Below are 18,234 nucleotides of genomic sequence, written 5' to 3'. Positions count from 1 at the left end.
TTATTTTACCAGCGCCGATTGCCATTCACGAATCCATGTGCGGCGATTGTCTGCCACTTTTTCTGGAGTGAATTGCAGGCTCTTGCCAGGTACAGAAAGCGTTTCGAAGCCTTTTGGCAGTTCAACGCCCGTAACCGGATACATCCACTGACCGGTCGGTACTGCATTCTGGAAACCGTCACTCAGGATGAATTGCATAAACTGATCGGCCAGTTCCTGTTTTTCTGAGCTTTTCACTTTGGCTGCTACCTCTACTTGCATGTAGTGGCCTTCTTCAAAGTTAGCACTGCTGAAGTTAGGATTTTCTTCTGCAATCAGGTGATAAGCAGGAGATGTGGTGTAGGAAAGCACCATGTCCGATTCGCCATTCAGGAACATGCTGTAAGCTTCAGACCAGCCTTTGGTGACGGTAACGGTTTTCTGTGCCAGTTGCTGCCAGGCACCCGCAACATCATTGCCGTAAACAGACTTCATCCACAGCATCAGGCCTTGGCCAGGTGTAGAAGTGCGAGGGTCTTGATAAATAACGGAGATATCATCACGATTCTCAACCAGCTCTTTCAAGCTCTTCGGTGGGTTTTCCAGCTTGGTTTTGTCGTAAACAAAGGCGAAATAACCATAATCGTAGGGAACGAAAGTGTCATTGCTCCAACCGTCAGGCAGAGTAACTGATCTAGTATCTACTTTGTGACGTGCCAACAGGTCTGTTTTTTCTGCTTCAGTCATTAGGTTGGTGTCTAAACCCAGGACCACGTCCGCTTTGCTGTTTTTTCCTTCGAGGCGCAGACGGTTCAATATGGTGACGCCATCTTCCAATGCGACCAGATTTAAGGTGCAGTGACATTCAGCCTCAAATGCTTCTTTAACTGCAGGGCCGGGACCCCAGTCAGCAGCAAAGGAATCGTAAGTGTATACCGTCAGGGTATCGGTAGAGTGCGCCAGCGCAGGACCAGCAATGGTCATTGCCAACATCAGAGCAGAAATAGAATATTTCATCGTTGCCTCACATCAATGTGCGGCGAGGGTGAGGTCATTGAGCGGGTCAGCTTTGGACATCTCATTCCTACGCCAGCATTATCTGGTTCAGGTACATGGGTTTAGCGTTAGCAATCTCAGCCGACGAAGTCAGCACCCCACGAGATGGTCAATATTGTAAACCAATCGCAATGATATACCCAAACAACTTGAAGATGCTCGCATTCAGAGGTCATCAATGCGTTCAATTCGAGGCAAATTTCGCGAGGAATAGTCGTTCTATTTCCGCGGAATTTAACGAAGAAGTGGGCGCATTGAGGCCCTCCCTTCGGGCGAGTTGACTGACGCCGTGCTCGTTGTTGTTCCTTTTTGATGGAGGTGACTACACCTACAAAGGAACGCCGCGATCACAACGCCAGTCAATCTCGCTGAATCCTACATTTTCAGGTTGTTTGGGTATATAAATAGCAACAGGTGCGTAATGCGCCCGTCTTCGGCGTTTCAACAAGATACGTTTTAAGGTTGGTTAAGTGACCAATCGTAATCGTATTTAATTTTACCCTTCCAGCCTTCAAGTTTTGAGCCGTCGCGGTATCGGTCGATGGCTTTTAATATTTCTTGCTCATTATTACCGAAATCTACGCCATACCAGTCATAAATCGAAGATAGTGTCAGAGTATTACCGTCAATACTGGCGCCTTTATGACTGTTGGTGAATTGTTTGGCTGCTGCTTTCAATAGCGCTTCACTGTTATCTGAGGAAAATGCGGTCGTTGCGAGGTTAGGGCAGCCCAAGCTTGCACAATTGACCGCATAGTGAATACGTGAGTCATTCCAGATTGGACGAAGAATACGGTGCTCAATATCATTGAGCGTCAATGCTTGCCCTGCGACTTTGGCAACATCATCATCCCAAGGACCAAAACTTAAAAAGCCACCCAGTTTAGTGATTGATTTTATAGGGTACTCATCAAGGATAAGTTGAACAGTCAGTGCATTGTACAGGTTTACCCAATAAGCAAACTGTTCAGCTTTGCTGTAATTGCGAGGATCCAGAGCAGTTAGATTAGTCAGGTATTGACTGAGTAAGGCCTTATCAGCCGGAATGACTGCGCTGTAATTGAAAAGGTTGTGCTGGCCTTTTTCGATAAGGTATTTGTCTAGGATTTTCTGCCAATGGCTGTGATCAAACGAGGCAGAGTTAGACTCGTTACTCTTGTCCCAAATAGGCCAAAGGTCGCTTTTGGGTGCAGCAAAAGCTTGACTGCTCAAAAATAAAAACGCGGCGCAAATGGTTAAAATAGTTCGCATGATCTTTTCCCTAAAGAGTCGTTCTAAAGCCTAAGACCTTTTAATCCATCATTTTCTTTCTGATATGACAAAAAAAGCCGACTCGATGAGCCGGCTTGTTGATACTTTGTCTGCGATCACGCCAAAAATGCTGGGATCTTACTTTCGTATTCAGCGATCTTTTCTTCGTGTTGCAGCGTCAAACCGATGCTGTCTAAGCCATTAAGCAAGCAGTGACGGCGGAACTCGTCGATTTCGAACGAGTAAGATTTACCACCCGCTGAAACGGTCTGCGTTTCCAGATCCAAGGCGATCTCCGCGCCTTCATTGGCTTCCACAAACTTAAACAGTTCGTCGACTTCTGCTTCAGTCAGCTTAACCGGTACCATCTGGTTATTGATGGAGTTGCCGTAAAAGATGTCCGCAAAGCTTGGCGCGATCATCACTTTGAAGCCGAAATCAGCCAGTGCCCAAGGTGCGTGCTCACGGGATGAACCACAACCAAAGTTTTCACGTGCCAGTAGCACACTAGCGCCTTTGTAACGTGCTTGGTTCAGCACGAACTCTGGGTTGTCTTGTTGACCTGCATCGTCCAGAAAACGCCAGTCGTGAAACAGGTGCTTACCAAAACCAGTGCGGGTTACTTTCTGCAAAAATTGCTTTGGAATAATGGCATCAGTATCGACGTTTGCTGCGTCCAGCGGTGCCACCAAGCCTGTGTGTTGTTTAATTCCTGACATGGTGGACTCCTTATAAACTGTTCACATCAACGAAGTGACCGGCAACGGCTGCAGCAGCTGCCATCGCTGGGCTCACCAAGTGAGTGCGGCCTTCACGACCCTGACGGCCTTCGAAGTTACGGTTACTGGTGGATGCACAGCGCTCTTTTGGCCCAAGGCGGTCATTGTTCATCGCCAGACACATAGAGCACCCTGGTAGACGCCATTCAAAGCCAGCTTCGACGAAAATCTTGTCCAGACCTTCTTGTTCTGCTTGTGTTTTGACTTGCTCGGAGCCAGGAACCACCAGCGCCTGAACGCCTGCAGCCACTTTACGGCCTTTGGCGACAGCCGCTGCTGCGCGCATGTCTTCGATACGTGAGTTGGTGCAAGAGCCGATAAACACTTTATCGATGGCGATATCAGTGATTTTTTGTCCTGCTTCGATGCCCATGTAGCGAAGCGCACGCTCTGCAGAGTGACGCTCGATAGGATCGCTAAAGCTCTCTGGTGCGGGAACCACATCGTTCACACCCACAACCTGACCTGGGTTGGTGCCCCAAGTGACCTGGTTGGAGATGTCCGCGGCTTCCAACGTGACGATGGTGTCGAACTTAGCGTCAGCATCAGTTTTCAGGCTGTTCCAGTATTCCACAGCCGCATCCCAGTCGGCGCCAGTTGGCGAGAACTTGCGGCCTTGCAGGTATTCAAAGGTGGTTTGATCTGGTGCAACCAGACCCGCCTTCGCGCCCAGCTCGATCGCCATATTACAGACCGTCATGCGGCCTTCCATGGTCAAATCTTCAATTGCTTGACCACAGAATTCAACCACGTGACCGGTACCACCTGCATGGCCAACTTTGCCGATGATCGCGAGAACGATGTCTTTCGCGGTTACGCCTTCAGCGACCTTACCTTTGACCTCAATCTTCATGGTCTTGGCACGGCCTTGCTTCAAGGTTTGGGTCGCGAGTACGTGTTCAACTTCAGAGGTACCGATACCGAATGCCAGCGCGCCAAACGCGCCGTGGGTCGCGGTGTGGGAGTCGCCACAAACAATGGTAGTGCCCGGCAGGGTAATACCCAGCTCAGGACCCATGACGTGAACGATGCCCTGATAAGGGTGGTTCAAATCGTAAAGGGTGACGCCGAACTCTTCACAGTTCTTTGCCAGCGTTTCCATCTGAATTTTTGCCATCTCGCCTGAGGCGTTGATGTCTTTGGTCTCAGTAGAAACGTTGTGATCCATGGTCGCGAAGGTTTTAGAAACCTGACGCACCTTACGACCATGCTGACGAAGGCCATCAAATGCCTGAGGAGAGGTCACTTCGTGGACCAAATGACGGTCGATATACAACAACGGGGTTTCGCCCGGTGCTTCTACGACGATATGCGCGTCGTAGATTTTTTCGTAAAGGGTTTTTGCTGACATTGCCCTGTCTTCCTTAATAATTATGTGCTTCCAGTGCGCTTAGGCTTCGCTTACATACGCTGCAATCTTATCACCCATTTCGGATGTGGTCAGCGGGGTCGCATCGCCAGCCAGATCAGCCGTTAGCTCGCCGGCTTCCAGCGCTTGGCTGACCGCAGCTTCGATAGCGCGTGCAGCGTCTTCTTCGCCAAGGCTGTAGCGCAGCATCAGAGCGGCAGACAGGATTTGCGCCACTGGGTTGGCAATGTTCTTACCTGCGATGTCCGGTGCTGAACCGCCAGCTGGCTCGTAAAGGCCAAACTTGCTGTCGTTCAGGCTTGCAGATGGCAGCATGCCCATGGAGCCAGTGATCATTGCGCACTCATCAGAGATGATGTCACCGAAGATGTTAGAACACAGCATAACATCAAACTGTGCAGGGTCTTTAATCAGCTGCATGGTCGCGTTGTCGATGTATATGTGTGACAGCTCAACATCAGGGTAGTCTTTCGCGATTTCTTCTACCACTTCGCGCCAAAGGATAGAGCTTTGCAATACGTTCGCTTTATCGACTGACATTACCTTCTTGCGGCGAAGACGTGCAGACTCAAACGCGATGCGCGCAATACGCTCGATTTCATAGCGGTAATAAACTTCAGTGTCGAACGCTTTCTCTTCTGCACCCGAACCTTCACGGCCTTTAGGCTGACCAAAGTAGATACCACCGGTCAGCTCACGCACCACTACGATGTCAAAACCGCGCTCAGAGATATCTGCGCGAAGTGGTGAGAAAGCTTCAAGGCCCGCATGAATTTGCGCCGGACGCAGGTTGCAGAACAGTTGGAAATGCTTACGCAGTGGCAACAGTGCGCCACGCTCAGGCTGTTCATTCGGTGGCAAGTGTTCCCACTTAGGGCCACCCACTGAACCAAACAGCACCGCATCTGCCGCTTCACACCCTTTCAGGGTTGCGTCTGGCAGCGGGGTGCCATGGTTGTCGATGGCGATACCACCGACATCGTATTCAGTTTTCTCAAAGCTAATGCCAAATTTAGCGCTTACGGCATCAAGAACTTTGTGGGCTTGTTGCATCACTTCCGGGCCAATACCGTCTCCCGGTAGAACGGCAATCTTATAGGTGCCTGCCATGGTTACACTGTCTCCATTTTTAATGTTGCTTGTTCTTTTATTTGCGCGATGCGGTCAGCGCGGTAAATGCTGTTAATCACATGCAGCAATGCCTGACCTGAGGCTTCAATAATGTCTGTTGAGACGCCCGTACCATGGTACTTGCGACCTTTGTAGTTAGCGATGATGTCTGCCTGACCCAAGCCATCTTCCCCTTCGCCTTTGGCGGTCAGGTCAAACTTGTCCAGTACAATGTCATAGCCGGTAATGCGGTAAATGACCTGATACAAGGCATCAACCGGGCCGTTACCAATTGCAGCGTCGCTGACTTCTTCATCGCCACACTGCAGGCTGACGGTTGTGGTCGCCATCACGCTGCCGCTTTGTACGCTCAGATACTTCAGCTTGTAGAAGTCATCTTCCTCCTGCAAGTTGTTGAAGAACATCAAAGCTTCCAGATCATAATCGAAAACCTGACCCTTGCGGTCTGCCAGTTTCAAGAAAGATTCGTACAAGTTGTCCAAGTTATAGTCTTCGTCACTGTAGCCCATGGTGTCCATGTGGCTCTTCACCGCCGCACGGCCTGAACGGCTAGTCAGGTTCAGCGCTTTTTGACCCAGACCAATCGACTCTGGCGTCATGATTTCGTAAGTGTTCTTGTTCTTCAGCATGCCATCTTGGTGAATACCAGAGCTGTGGCTGAATGCATTCGTACCGACAATCGCTTTGTTGGACTGAATAGGCATATTACACAGTTGGCTAACCATCTTACTGGTGCGGCTGATTTCTTTGTGATTGATACCTGTTTCCACGCCTAACAACTCGCCGCGGGTTTTGATGATCATCGCAATCTCTTCCAGCGCACAGTTACCGGCACGTTCACCGATACCGTTGATGGTGCCTTCAATCTGGCGCGCACCTGCTTGAACTGCGGCAATCGAGTTGGCGACCGACATGCCCAAGTCATCGTGACAGTGAACCGAAATCACCGCTTTGTCGATGTTTGGCACGCGGTTGAACAGGGTTTCGATGATGCCACCGAACTCACCCGGAACGGTGTAACCCACAGTATCAGGAATGTTGACCGTGGTTGCGCCAGCTTTGATCGCTTCTTCCACCATACGGCACAGGTTATCGATTGGCGTACGGCCTGCATCTTCACAGGAGAATTCCACGTCATCCGTGTAACGACGGGCGCGTTTGACGGCATTCACACCCATTTCAACAACCTGGTCGTAGCTACGGCGCAGTTTGTCCTGAACGTGAATAGTAGAAGTGGAAAGGAAAGTGTGGATACGGAACGCTTCAGCAACTTTGAGGGATTCAGCAGCAACGTCGATGTCTTTATCGACGGCACGGGACAAGGCACAAATACGGCTGTTCTTGACCGATTTAGCGATCGTCTGGACGGATTCAAAATCACCTGGGCTTGAAACAGGGAAGCCAGCTTCAATCACATCCACACCCAGACGCTCCAGCGCCAGTGCAATCTGCAACTTCTCTTTTACAGTCAAACTGGCGGACAGCGCTTGTTCGCCATCGCGTAATGTGGTGTCAAATATGATGACTTGGTCTTTCATGGTCGTTCCCTCATGTGCCTTTTTTAGGTTGTACTCCGCACCTTTGGCAGGTCATACAAAAAACCCGCGCCTTGGCGCGGGTTTCGTGTGTCAGGTGAAAACTGTTTTCAATCCATGACCTACCCGCGCGAACAATTCACGAGAAGTAGAAGGTCTAGAAGGAAAATGCGTTTCATCATTTGTAACAGTTCTCTAAAGATGTCTGCACAAATGAATACCAAACAGCTTACTAAAGCGTCAATATCAAATTAGAAAATAACAAGAAAGCGTCACTCATAATGTTAACTGTGGTTTAAAAAACTGCTTTTTTGTCAAAAAAGCAGAGTATTCATCTGTGGTTATTTTTTGAACGGAAATTCATCACAATCCTATGATCTAGGGAATTAAATTGTGCGAAAAGAGACCAAACAGGGAGTAGTATAAATTCAACGCTGATGAATTACGGATGATGCCATGACCAAAAAGCCGGGTCGACCATTGGGAGGCTCTGATGCCAGAGCTGCGCTGATCAGCGAAGCCCAACGCTTTTTTCACAAACAACCCTACCACAAGGTGTCGACACGCCGTATTGCAGAAAATGCCGGTGTCGACGTGGCGATGATCCGCTATTACTTTGGCAATAAAGCAGGCTTGTTTGAGGCCATGGTCAGAGAGACAGCGGCGCCGATGATCACCCGAATGCGTGAGGCGGTTGAAGAAGGGAAAATTGAAAGCCTCAATGATGTCGTCACAACGTTTTACCGCGAGATGTCTACAGGACCTAATCTACCCACGCTGATCTTCCGTAGCATGATGCTGGATGAAGACGATCAGCAACGACAGGCGGTAGAAAAGCTGTTTCAGGACATTCTCTTGCCCCTTCATCAATTACTCTTTCAGCGTCTACAGGAAAAAGGTGCTTTGAGAATAGACATCGATCCGGAACTGGCACGAATGAGCTTCTCAAGCTTGATGGTGTTTCCATTTATCATTCCCACAGCGCTCGCTGACATTCAAGGGATCACCATGGACAGTGCTTTTCTGGAAAAACTCGCCAAACACAACGCTGCACTGCTGCAACACGGAATTTTCAAGGTTCAGGGAGACAACACACCATGACACTTCGCCGCAAACTGCTTTTCTTTCCAGCTCTTGCCGTCGGTATTGCCGTGCTTTTTATTGCGATAAACAGCAGGCCAGATGTACCGGTAAAACCTGCGCAATCTAAAGCGCGGGCAGTGGATGTGGTCACCCTGCAGCAATCTGATATCGCCCCTGTGGTCACTGGTTTTGGTCGGGTGACACCGAAGCTCACCTGGCAGGCAATTGCAGAAGTGAATGGAAAGGTGATTTACCGCAATCCAGCGCTAGAAAAAGGAAGGGTGTTGCCCGCAGGCACTGAGCTTTTGCGCATTGACCCGACTGACTATCAACTGGCGGTTGCACAGGCTCAGGCTGACGTCAGTGTTAGGGAAGCGCGTTTGGCCAAACTGGAATTGGACGAATCCAACCTTAAAACCACCTTGGCGATCGAGAAGCGCAGACTGACACTGAGCCGAGACGAATTGACCCGCCAAAAGAACCTGCGCAAGAAAGGTCTGACATCACAATCGGCTCTGGACAACGAGCAGCAGACATTTCTTTCCCAGCAAACCCGTGTTCAGGATCTGGAGGCTCAGCTAAAAGTTCTGCCGGACGAAAAACGCATCACTGCATCAGAACTTGAAGCGAGCAATCTGGCGCTGGAACAAGCCCAGAGGAACCTTGATAAAACCCAAATCGTCTTACCTGTTGATAGCCGTATTGCTGAAGTGAACATCGAACGCGATCAGGTTGTTACACCGCAGCAAGTGATGGTGATTGCCCATGGTCTTGGCGCGGTAGAGGTGGATGCGCAGGTCTCCATCCATGATATGCAGACCGTATTCGACACGTTACACGGCAAGCATAGCGAAGGTTTTTCGGGGAAACTGCATCAACTTGAAGCGAGTGTGAGCCTTTCCAGTGGTAGCTTCGAAGAAGAGTGGCCCGCTAAGGTGGCGCGTTTGAGTGATACTGTCAGCCTGAATCAGGCGACGGTTGGGGTCATCCTCGAAATTACGCTTGATGAAGAACAAAAACAGGGTATTGCCGCACAGCCAAGTTTGGTGAATGGCATGTTTGTTAAAGCGCACATCGAAGGCAAACCTGTCGCTCAGTGGGTTATCCCAGAGCGTGCTCTTCGCGGTGATAAGATTTACCTGATGGAAGACGGTACATTGAAAGTGGTGCCGGTTACCATTTTATTCAGGCGCGGAGAAAGCGTGGCGATCGCTGGGGATCTGAAAGCAGGCCAGCAACTGGTGTTGAATGATCTGTTACCCGCGGTGCCAGGCATGGAACTTCGCGCGGTGACCTTAAACGGTGAGGTGGTAGAAAACAATGCGGTGAACGGGGAGGCATCATGATCCGTTTTTTCGCCCGTCACCCGACAGCCGCTAACTTGCTGATGCTAACGTTGATCCTTCTTGGATTAACGTCACTGCCACAACTCAAGCGTGAAACCTTTCCTGAATTTGCGCCGCCTTTTATCCTCGCCACGGTAGTGTATCCCGGTGCCAGCCCAGAGCAGGTAGAGCAAAACATCTGTTTGTTGATGGAAGACGCGGTAGATGGTCTTTCTAACATCGTTGAAACCCGCTGTGAAGCCGTGGAAGGTTCTGCTGGTTTGATAGTGAAGCTGGACGCCCAAGCTGATATCTCACGCATGCTGGTGGACATCCAAACCCAAATCAATGCCATCAACAACTTCCCGAGCGATATTGAGCCGCCAGTGGTGCGTGAGTTGGATTGGAATGAACCCGTGGTAGATGTGGCGATTGCTGCCGATACCGATTGGGTGGGGCTCAAAGCCTACGCAGAGGCTCTCAAACAGACACTTAAACGTGATTACGATGTCCCTTTGGTCAGTGTGGCAGGCTTCTCGGGAAAGCAAATCCGCATCGAAGTGCGAGAGAGTGCACTTCGCCAGCTAGGGTTAAGTGTTTCTGATATTGCCGCTCAGGTCAGTGCGCAGAACATTAACCTCCCTAGCGGTAATGTTGAGCTTGATAACAAGAGCCTGCTGATACGCTTTGATGAGAGACGTATTGCTGCGGATACCTTAGGGCAGATTGTCGTTGCTGCTGACAGCGATGGCGGCGTGATTCGTCTACAGGATATCGCCACCCTGACTGAGCGCTTTGAGCTGGATGAACAGCAGGTGTGGTTTGATGGCAAACCTTCGGCGCTGCTTAAAATCAGCAAAAACAAAGCTGATGATGCTCTTCGTATTAAAGAAAAAGTGGCGCAGTTTGTTGATGACGAACGAACCCGCGCGCCCAATGGTGTGACACTTAACCTTACCAATGATTTCTCGTCGCTCCTTTGGGATCGCCTGACCATGATGGCCCGCAATGCCTGGCAAGGGGTGATCCTGGTATTTGGTGTGATGTGGATGTTCTTTTCGTTGCGCTATTCATTCTGGGTGGCGGCAGGCTTGCCTGTTGCCTTCCTCGGCAGCTTCTTTTTGATGGCGCAACTAGGGCTTTCCATCAACATCATGTCGCTGGTCGCGCTCTTGATGGCTATCGGCATCATGATGGATGACGCCATTGTGATATCCGAGTCCATCGCCTCCCATATCGATCGGGGGCAAAAACTTGAAGATGCCGTGGTTAATGGGGTCAAAAAGGTGCTGCCTGGTGTGGTGTCTTCTTACCTCACCACAGTCTGCATTTTTGGTAGCCTGATCTTCTTGCAAGGTGAGATGGGAGCGGTGCTCCGGGTCGTGCCTATGGTACTGATCCTGGTACTGACACTCAGTCTTGTCGAAGCCTTCCTTATTCTGCCGCATCACTTGCAGCATTCTTTGGCGAAAGCCAAAGCGCCAAAACCTGATTTGGCTTTCAAACGCATCTTTCTCGAGAAGTTTGAAGCTTTCCGCGCGGGTAAATTGGCGGAGTTGGTCACCAGTGCCGTGAAATGGCGCTACCCCTTTGTGGGAGGCGTGATAGCCATGTTGCTGATTTCAGTTTCACTGCTGGCATCTGGTCAACTGCGGTTTGTCGGCTTTCCTGAGCTCGATGGGGATATTGCGGAAGCCCGCGTCATATTGCCGCCCGGTTCATCACTGGCGCAAACTGAGGCTGTTGTCGCAAGATTGGTTGCCTCAGCCAATCGAGTGGGTGAGCGATTAAGTGAACAAAATGAGAGTGGTCAGCCTTTGGTGGAGCACATTACTGAACAGTTCAACTTCAACGCCGATGCCGATGAAAGTGGTCAGCATATCGCAACAGTGAGGCTTGATTTGTTGAGTGCGGAGATACGCAACACCTTGATTGATGACTTCATCTCAGATTGGGAAAAAGAAACCGGCGTGCTGACTGATCCTATTTCCATGGTTTTCAAGCAGCCCGCGTTTGGACCCGGTGGACGCGACTTTGATATTCGCTTGCAACATGACGATTTGAACGAATTGAAACAAGCCTCGATCGCCATCCAGCAGTTTATCAGCCAGTTTCAGGGCGTATCCGGCGTTCTGGATGATATGCGCCCCGGTAAGGAAGAAGTCAAAGTCACGCTGCGCCCGGGGGCGGAAGCCTTTGGCATCAACGGCCAGTTAATAGCCCGTCAGCTTCGCGCCGCGTACTTTGGTCAAACGGCAGATGAAATTCAGGTGGGCCCTGAGAGTATCGAGATAGATGTTCGCCTCGACAGTGATGATGCCGCCAGCCTGCAAAGCTTTGCCAATTTCCCGATTGTATTGCCTGATGGCAGTCAGGTACCGCTTTCTACCGCCGCAGAGCTTAATTACCAGCGTAACTTCGTGCGTATCCAGCGCATTGATGGCATGCGCACGCTCAGTGTTTATGGCGATGTGGTGCAAAGCCAGGTCAGTATTGGTGATGTTTTGGCGCAATTAAAACGCGATGTGATCCCAGGGCTGGAAACGAAATATCCGGGGTTACATGTTTTGTTTGAAGGCCAGAGTCAGGACACGGCTGAGACCAGTCAATCCATGACCATTGGTTTTGCTCTGGGCTTGTTCGGTATCTTCGTGATCCTGAGTTATCAATTCCGCAGCTACCTTGAACCCTTTGTGGTCTTGATTGCCATTCCACTTGCCTTAATTGGCGTGCTGTGGGGGCATTGGCTGCTGGGGCATCCGCTCAGTATGCCAAGCCTGATGGGGTTCGTTTCGCTGGCGGGTGTGGTCGTAAATGACTCCATCTTGCTGGTGCAATATATCCGTCATCACCTGGACGAAGGGGAAGACATTTATGATGCCGTGGTGCGAGCCAGTCAGGAGCGTTTCCGTGCCGTCTTCCTGACGTCGCTGACCACGGCGGCAGGTTTGTTGCCGCTACTATTGGAAACCAGTTTGCAGGCTCAGGTGGTGAAGCCTCTCGTCATCTCGATCGTGTTTGGGATTTTCACTTCGACACTGCTGGTGCTGTTTATGATACCGGCGGCCTACGCCATATTGGCGGACTTCGGCAAAGTGAAAAAGCACGAGTCTTTGCACGGAGATTTCGCTTAAAAGTTCATCAACTCGTCTGCAAAGCGTCACGGGACTGTCATTCCTGACTCCTAATCTGAAACGGTAACGTGAAGAATTGGAGTAGATGAATGCGGAGTCTTGTCGCTATCCAAAGGGTGGATAATGCCGTGTCCACCCTTTGCCTTAATCACCGTTTCAGTGCGGATATCGCACGGATTTTCCGTTGGGTCTCTAAAAGTGGAGACGGTCATCTTTATGCAGCAATAGGTGTGTTGCTTGCTCTTTTCGGCGGCATGCAAGGCCTACATTTCCTTGTCGTCGGCCTGCTAGCGTTTGCCATTGAAGTCCCTCTTTTTATGTGGCTAAAAAGGCGCTTTCGCCGCGCAAGGCCACAGCATCTTCCAGCATTTATCACGCCGTCTGATCTCTACAGTATGCCTTCAGGACACACGGCGGCAGCATTTGTTATGGCGGCATTGCTAAGCCACTTCTACCCCGAATTCAGTCATGTTTATTGGGGATGGGCGGCCGCGATTGGCGCTTCACGTGTGCTGCTTGGTGTTCACTTCATTACCGATGTCTTCGTCGGTGCTCTGCTTGGACTGGCCTGTGCTTCATTGGCTTTAATGGTCTGATTAATCACAACGAGAATCTGCATGAAAATACTTTATGGCGTGCAAGGTACAGGGAATGGCCATATTTCCCGTGCGCGTGCGATGGCTGAAGCCTTTTCCAAGCTACCGCATGTTAAGGTGAAGTTTCTGTTTTCCGGCCGACCTGCGTCGGAATATTTTGATATGGGTATATTCGGGGATTATGAGGTTCGTCGTGGCCTGACGTTTATCAGTGAGGCAGGCAAAGTCAGTATGCTGAAAACGGCATTGAACAACAGTCTGGTGTCGTTTGCCCGAGAAGTGCGTGATTTGAATGTGTCCGAATACGATTTGGTGGTGTCTGATTTCGAGCCAATATCCGCGCATGCCGCTAGGCGTCAGAGGGTGCCGACAGTATCGGTCAGCCATCAATCGGCGTTTGCCTTCGATGTCCCAAAGCAGGCGCAATCCCTGCTGGATAAGCTCATCATGCATTACTTTGCGCCAACTGAGACCAAAATTGGCCTGCATTGGTACCACTTCAATCAGCCTATACTGCCGCCGATCATCGATCTGAAAACAACAGAAACCTCCAAGAATGGTACTGTTTTGACGTACCTTCCGTTTGAAGAACTGGACGAGGTTATCGGCGTACTACAACATTTCAGTCACCGTTTCATTTGTTTTCATCCATCCTGTCAGGAAGCAAGAATCGAAGAGAATGTGGATGTGCGTCCGTTGAGCAAAGCAGCTTTCCATGAAGCGTTAGCTCGTTGTGATGGTGTGATTGCTAACGGCGGATTTGAGCTACCTTCTGAAGCATTGTCTTTGGGAAAGAAGCTATTGTTGAAACCCCTAAGTGGTCAGTTTGAACAGCAAAGCAATGTCTCGACGCTCGACATGCTGGGGCTTGCAAGCTCGATGGAGTCGCTGGATGTTGGCATGATTCGCGAGTGGCTGGAGCAGGCAGAGAGCAGTCGAGTTAAATACCCGAATGTTGCTTCGGAATTGGCAACATGGCTCGGGAAAGGGGATTTAAGCACCTTATCCTTGCTTCGTGAATCTCTCTGGTCACAAGTGTCATTTCCAGAGCATGTCACCGATCTTCTCTCAGATTTCTGGCCTCAAAAAACACGTAAGCGTGCGATGTTCAGCATGCGGCTGCCATCGCAAGCGAATAAAGGATTACGCCAGCATTGATGGAATGAATGTGTAACTAACAAGGTTGTTAGTTTTGATTTTTAGATCTAAGAGGCTGATTATCAGCCTCTTTTTTGTTTTATTTTTAGATTTTTACCATTTCTGTTGCACATGATTTTATAACAATTTACTGGGGCGCATTTATCCGATCATGTTACTAAGTTGGTGCCTTGGTTAGCGTGTGTTCAGTTTCACTCATTATGCTGGGGCGTGAGCAGGCTGAGTTGCCTTACTGATAGCTGTCGACCCTTTTCAATTTACATACTCATTTTCAGGGTCGTTCGGTAATTTCGGTGACGGACGCTTTACATTTACTCCTTCCTTTAGGGTTTTGCTATGACGCAGAAAGAGTCGGTTAACAATATTGAAAACCGTACGGATACGACGTTAAGAAGTGTTGATCTCAATCTCATCACCGTTTTTGATGCAGTGATGCAGGAACAGAACATTACGCGCGCCGCACAGAGTCTAGGCATGTCACAACCAGCGGTGAGTAATGCAGTGTCACGTCTTAAAGTGATGTTTAACGATGAGCTGTTTGTTCGAAATGGCCGTGGTATTAAACCTACCCAACGTGCCCGTCAGCTATTTGGTCCGATTCGTCAGGCGATCCAGTTGATTAAAAATGAACTGCCTACTTCCGTATTCATTCCGGAAACCAGTAACCGTACATTCCGCTTGGCGATTTGCAGCCCATCAGACATGCGCTTTGTTCCACAAATCCTGAACACGATTTCGTCAGTTGCACCGTGCGTGAAAGTTCAGGTAGAAACGGAATTTGATCGTGATATCGCGCGTAAGCTGCGTTATCAGGAAGTGGATTTTGTGATTGATTACCTGCACTTCAATGAATCAGGCTTCAGCAGCACAGAAATGTTCAATGATGAGCTGGTTGTGGTGGCGAGCAAGAATCATCCCCGTTTGACAGAAAGCATCACAGCGAAAGAGCTGGCAGCTGAAGCGCACGCCGTGCTGAAGCGTAATGGTGAAATGCAGGGTTACGCAGAAGCGCTTTACCGTGACGGTCGTTACCGTGAAGCGTATCAGGGCGTTAGCCTGAGCAATATTCTTTATGTGGTCAGCCAATCACAGCTGGTGGCTGTAGCGCCTCGCTGGATGATCGAAGCAGGCCATAACCGCGATAATTTGAAGATGTTGCCGCTGCCATTGGATACCAACCGTATCAGTGGCTATCTGAGCTGGCATGCGTCTGCAGAAAAAGACAAAGGCCACCTTTGGATGCGTGACCAATTACTGTCAATTTGTGGTAATTCACTGGCATAAGTGATGCCAAAATAGATGTGAAAACCGGCTTCGGCCGGTTTTTTTGTGCCTAAGACCTTTTTGATTACAGCCTGTTACAACTTTCCTGAAAGTTGAGGAAACAAGTGTACTCTGAAATGAACAGTGTTCGTCAAAATCATTGCCTATATTTTAACCGCTTTGGCTGCGCTTTTTCTTGTAATTGATGGGGGAGTCATTACACTGCTGCCTGAGTTTTAGCTTACAAGTGTTAGCTAAATTTTGTCGTCGTCCCAACATGTATTCCAAAGGGACGCACCACGTGCTGAGAGAGAATTAAATGGCGCTGGAACTTCATATCGTTAACCGAATTCGCGAGCAGGTAAAAGCTCAAGGCGAAAAAGTCGCACTGCGTTTCCAGCAAGGAAATACCTGGGGCGAAATGAGCTGGCGTCAGTTCGGTGAGCGTATTGATGCAGCTTCAAAAGCGATGCTGGTTTCAGGCCTCGCTGTGCAGGACAAAATCGGCATTTTTGCCAACAACTGTGCGGAATGGAGTATTGCGGATATTGCCGCACTTCAGGTGCGCTGCGTGCCAGTGCCAATTTATCCAACCAACACTGCCGATCAGGCTGCGTATATCCTGTGCGATGCGGGTGTGCGTATTCTGTTTGTTGGCGACCAATCGCAGGCAGATGCCGCGATGTCGATTGCAGCAAGCTGCCCAGCACTGGAAAAGATTGTCAGCTTTGCTGATAACGTCGATTTTGCCGGCCATGAAATGGGCCAAAGCTGGGAAGCATTCCTGCAAACAGCCAATGACAATGTCGAGCAGGAAATGCAGGCGCGTATTGCAGACGCTTCAATGAGCGATCTGATGACATTGATTTATACCTCAGGCACCACGGGCGAGCCAAAAGGCGTGATGCTGGATTATGCCAATGTCGCGGCACAGATTGAAAGCCACGATAAGGTGTTGGGGATCAGTGAGAACGAAGTATCACTGGCATTCCTGCCGCTGTCTCACGTGTTTGAGCGTTGCTGGAGCTTTTACGTCCTGCACCACGGTGCGACCAACTGCTATCTGTCTAACACCAATGCCATCCGCGAAGCGTTGCAGGAAGTCAAACCAACCGTGATGTGTGCGGTTCCGCGCTTCTACGAGAAAATCTATAGCGCCGTTCACGAGAAGGTGGCGACAGCCAGTCCGGTGAAAAAAAGTATGTTCCGCGCCGCGGTATATATTGGCAACCTGATGGCGGAAATTACCCGTAAAGGTAAGAAACCTGCACCGTGGCTGAAAAGTGCTCACCGCATGGCAGACAAACTGGTGCTCAGCAAGCTGCGCCAACTGCTGGGTGGTAATATCACCATGATGCCGTGTGGCGGTGCTAAACTGGAGCCGACCATTGGACGCTTCTTCCATGCCATTGGTGTGAACGTGAAGCTGGGTTACGGCATGACTGAAACCACCGCCACCATCTCTTGCTGGGACAGCGGTAGCTTTGATCCGGATTCTATCGGTATGCCAATGCCGAATGCAGAAGTGAAGATTGGCCAGAACAACGAAATTCTGGTGCGCGGCCCAATGGTGATGCGTGGCTACTACAACAAGGCAAAAGAGACAGCGGAAACCTTCACGGCGGACGGCTTCCTGAAAACCGGTGATGCAGGCCATATTGATGCGCAGGGTAACCTGTTTATCACTGACCGCATCAAAGAACTGATGAAAACCTCTGGGGGTAAATACATCGCCCCACAGGTCATCGAAGGTAAGCTGGGTAAAGACCACTTTATCGAGCAAATCGCTGTCGTAGCGGATGCGCGCCATTTTGTGTCTGCACTGATTGTGCCTTGTTTTGAATCACTTGAAAGCTGGGCGAAAGAGCTGAACATCAAATACCATGATCGCATTGAGCTGATTAAGCACAGTGAAGTGGTGGAAATGTTCGAAAAACGCGTAGAAGAGCTGCAAAAAGAGCTGGCGAAGTTTGAGCAGGTGAAGAAGTTCACTCTACTGCCTTCTGAGTTCTCCATGGCACAAGGCGAATTGACGCCTACGCTGAAGCTACGCCGTAAGGTGATCCTCGAGCGTTATAAGAAACAAATCGAAGCGATGTACAAGAAGCACAGCTGATCCTGATTGGATTGAGAAGCCCGGCCACTGAGCCGGGTTTTTTATTGCTGCCTTCCCCAAATTCCCGTAAGGAAAGTGGCGTTAAAGTGTCCTTAACGTGCTACTTCCCAGGAAATCTGTCGGTAACAGCCAAAAACATACTTTTGTCATACGCTGAAACACCCATCTTATGAACAGTAAATATTGTCAATTGGAGGGTTTTTAGCAGTGAATGCTGATTTGGGTGGTCTGGGTAGAGTCTTTAGTGATGAAACTTTGCCCAATTAGAGTATTAATGGGAATCTGAGTTAACCAATAGACATATTTGCTAACAAAGCGTTAAAGTTGACAGTGCTTTAACCGCAGTGAGCAACTGGCGTCAGCCAGCCCAAAAAAGCGGGAAAAGTGGAAGCTTTTTTGATTCTTGTTACGACCGGAATCAAAAGCATAGCTGGCATGGATTGGCGGCAAACAGGTAGT

At 49.7% G+C, this 18,234-nt stretch carries 13 protein-coding genes and 1 riboswitch; of the genes, 7 read left to right on the top strand and 6 right to left on the bottom strand.

Features of this window, described 5'->3' with window-relative positions; all coding sequences use genetic code 11:
- The 6 genes from thiB to leuA form a co-directional block, all read right to left on the bottom strand.
- Positions 1 to 972: a thiamine ABC transporter substrate binding subunit gene (thiB, locus tag K6Q96_RS15025; protein ID WP_434802171.1), complete on the bottom strand. Its 972-nt coding sequence runs from the start codon at positions 970 to 972 to the stop codon at positions 1 to 3.
- A gap of 71 nt (positions 973 to 1,043) precedes the next feature.
- Positions 1,044 to 1,146, bottom strand: a riboswitch (TPP riboswitch).
- A 345-nt stretch (positions 1,147 to 1,491) separates the two neighbouring features.
- Positions 1,492 to 2,289, bottom strand: a complete 798-nt coding sequence (locus tag K6Q96_RS15020) for a DUF547 domain-containing protein (protein ID WP_434802170.1) — start codon at positions 2,287 to 2,289, stop codon at positions 1,492 to 1,494.
- Between the two features lie 113 nt (positions 2,290 to 2,402).
- Positions 2,403 to 3,005: a 3-isopropylmalate dehydratase small subunit gene (gene leuD / locus K6Q96_RS15015; RefSeq protein WP_251876675.1), complete on the bottom strand. Its 603-nt coding sequence runs from the start codon at positions 3,003 to 3,005 to the stop codon at positions 2,403 to 2,405.
- 10 nt (positions 3,006 to 3,015) lie between these two features.
- The gene (gene leuC / locus K6Q96_RS15010; RefSeq protein ID WP_251876674.1) at positions 3,016 to 4,416 is read right to left on the bottom strand and encodes a 3-isopropylmalate dehydratase large subunit; all 1,401 of its coding nucleotides are present in this window, start codon (positions 4,414 to 4,416) and stop codon (positions 3,016 to 3,018) included.
- 39 nt (positions 4,417 to 4,455) lie between these two features.
- Positions 4,456 to 5,544 carry a 3-isopropylmalate dehydrogenase gene (gene leuB, locus K6Q96_RS15005; RefSeq protein WP_165015781.1) on the bottom strand — a complete coding sequence of 363 codons (1,089 nt, stop codon included), beginning with the start codon at positions 5,542 to 5,544 and terminating at the stop codon, positions 4,456 to 4,458.
- 2 nt (positions 5,545 to 5,546) lie between these two features.
- On the bottom strand, positions 5,547 to 7,103 hold the full coding sequence (gene leuA / locus K6Q96_RS15000) for a 2-isopropylmalate synthase (protein ID WP_251876673.1): 1,557 nt from the start codon (positions 7,101 to 7,103) through the stop codon (positions 5,547 to 5,549).
- 453 nt (positions 7,104 to 7,556) lie between these two features.
- Here leuA and K6Q96_RS14995 point away from each other — a divergent pair, with 453 nt between their 5' ends.
- The 7 genes from K6Q96_RS14995 (at position 7,557) to K6Q96_RS14965 (ending at position 17,775) form a co-directional block, all read left to right on the top strand.
- Positions 7,557 to 8,201, top strand: coding sequence for a TetR/AcrR family transcriptional regulator (locus K6Q96_RS14995; protein WP_251876672.1), 645 nt, complete (start codon positions 7,557 to 7,559; stop codon positions 8,199 to 8,201).
- The gene (locus K6Q96_RS14990) at positions 8,198 to 9,529 is read left to right on the top strand and encodes an efflux RND transporter periplasmic adaptor subunit (RefSeq protein WP_251876671.1); all 1,332 of its coding nucleotides are present in this window, start codon (positions 8,198 to 8,200) and stop codon (positions 9,527 to 9,529) included. The genes K6Q96_RS14995 and K6Q96_RS14990 overlap by 4 nt, the downstream gene beginning before the upstream one ends.
- Positions 9,526 to 12,642, top strand: a complete 3,117-nt coding sequence (locus tag K6Q96_RS14985; RefSeq protein ID WP_251876670.1) for an efflux RND transporter permease subunit — start codon at positions 9,526 to 9,528, stop codon at positions 12,640 to 12,642. The genes K6Q96_RS14990 and K6Q96_RS14985 overlap by 4 nt, the downstream gene beginning before the upstream one ends.
- 89 nt (positions 12,643 to 12,731) lie before the next feature.
- On the top strand, positions 12,732 to 13,238 hold the full coding sequence (locus tag K6Q96_RS14980; RefSeq protein ID WP_251876669.1) for a phosphatase PAP2 family protein: 507 nt from the start codon (positions 12,732 to 12,734) through the stop codon (positions 13,236 to 13,238).
- 21 nt (positions 13,239 to 13,259) lie between these two features.
- Complete coding sequence (locus tag K6Q96_RS14975; protein ID WP_251876668.1) at positions 13,260 to 14,396, top strand: MJ1255/VC2487 family glycosyltransferase; 1,137 nt, start codon at positions 13,260 to 13,262, stop codon at positions 14,394 to 14,396.
- A 336-nt stretch (positions 14,397 to 14,732) separates the two neighbouring features.
- Positions 14,733 to 15,680, top strand: a complete 948-nt coding sequence (leuO, locus tag K6Q96_RS14970; RefSeq protein WP_251876667.1) for a transcriptional regulator LeuO — start codon at positions 14,733 to 14,735, stop codon at positions 15,678 to 15,680.
- A gap of 298 nt (positions 15,681 to 15,978) precedes the next feature.
- Positions 15,979 to 17,775: an AMP-dependent synthetase/ligase gene (locus tag K6Q96_RS14965; protein ID WP_251876666.1), complete on the top strand. Its 1,797-nt coding sequence runs from the start codon at positions 15,979 to 15,981 to the stop codon at positions 17,773 to 17,775.
- The last annotated feature ends 459 nt before the right edge of the window (positions 17,776 to 18,234 follow it).

This window comes from Grimontia kaedaensis (assembly GCF_023746615.1).
In the GTDB taxonomy this organism is placed as follows: Bacteria; Pseudomonadota; Gammaproteobacteria; order Enterobacterales; family Vibrionaceae; genus Enterovibrio; species Enterovibrio kaedaensis.
Note: the sequence above shows the minus strand (reverse complement) of the source record. Positions and strands in the feature narration are given on the sequence as shown.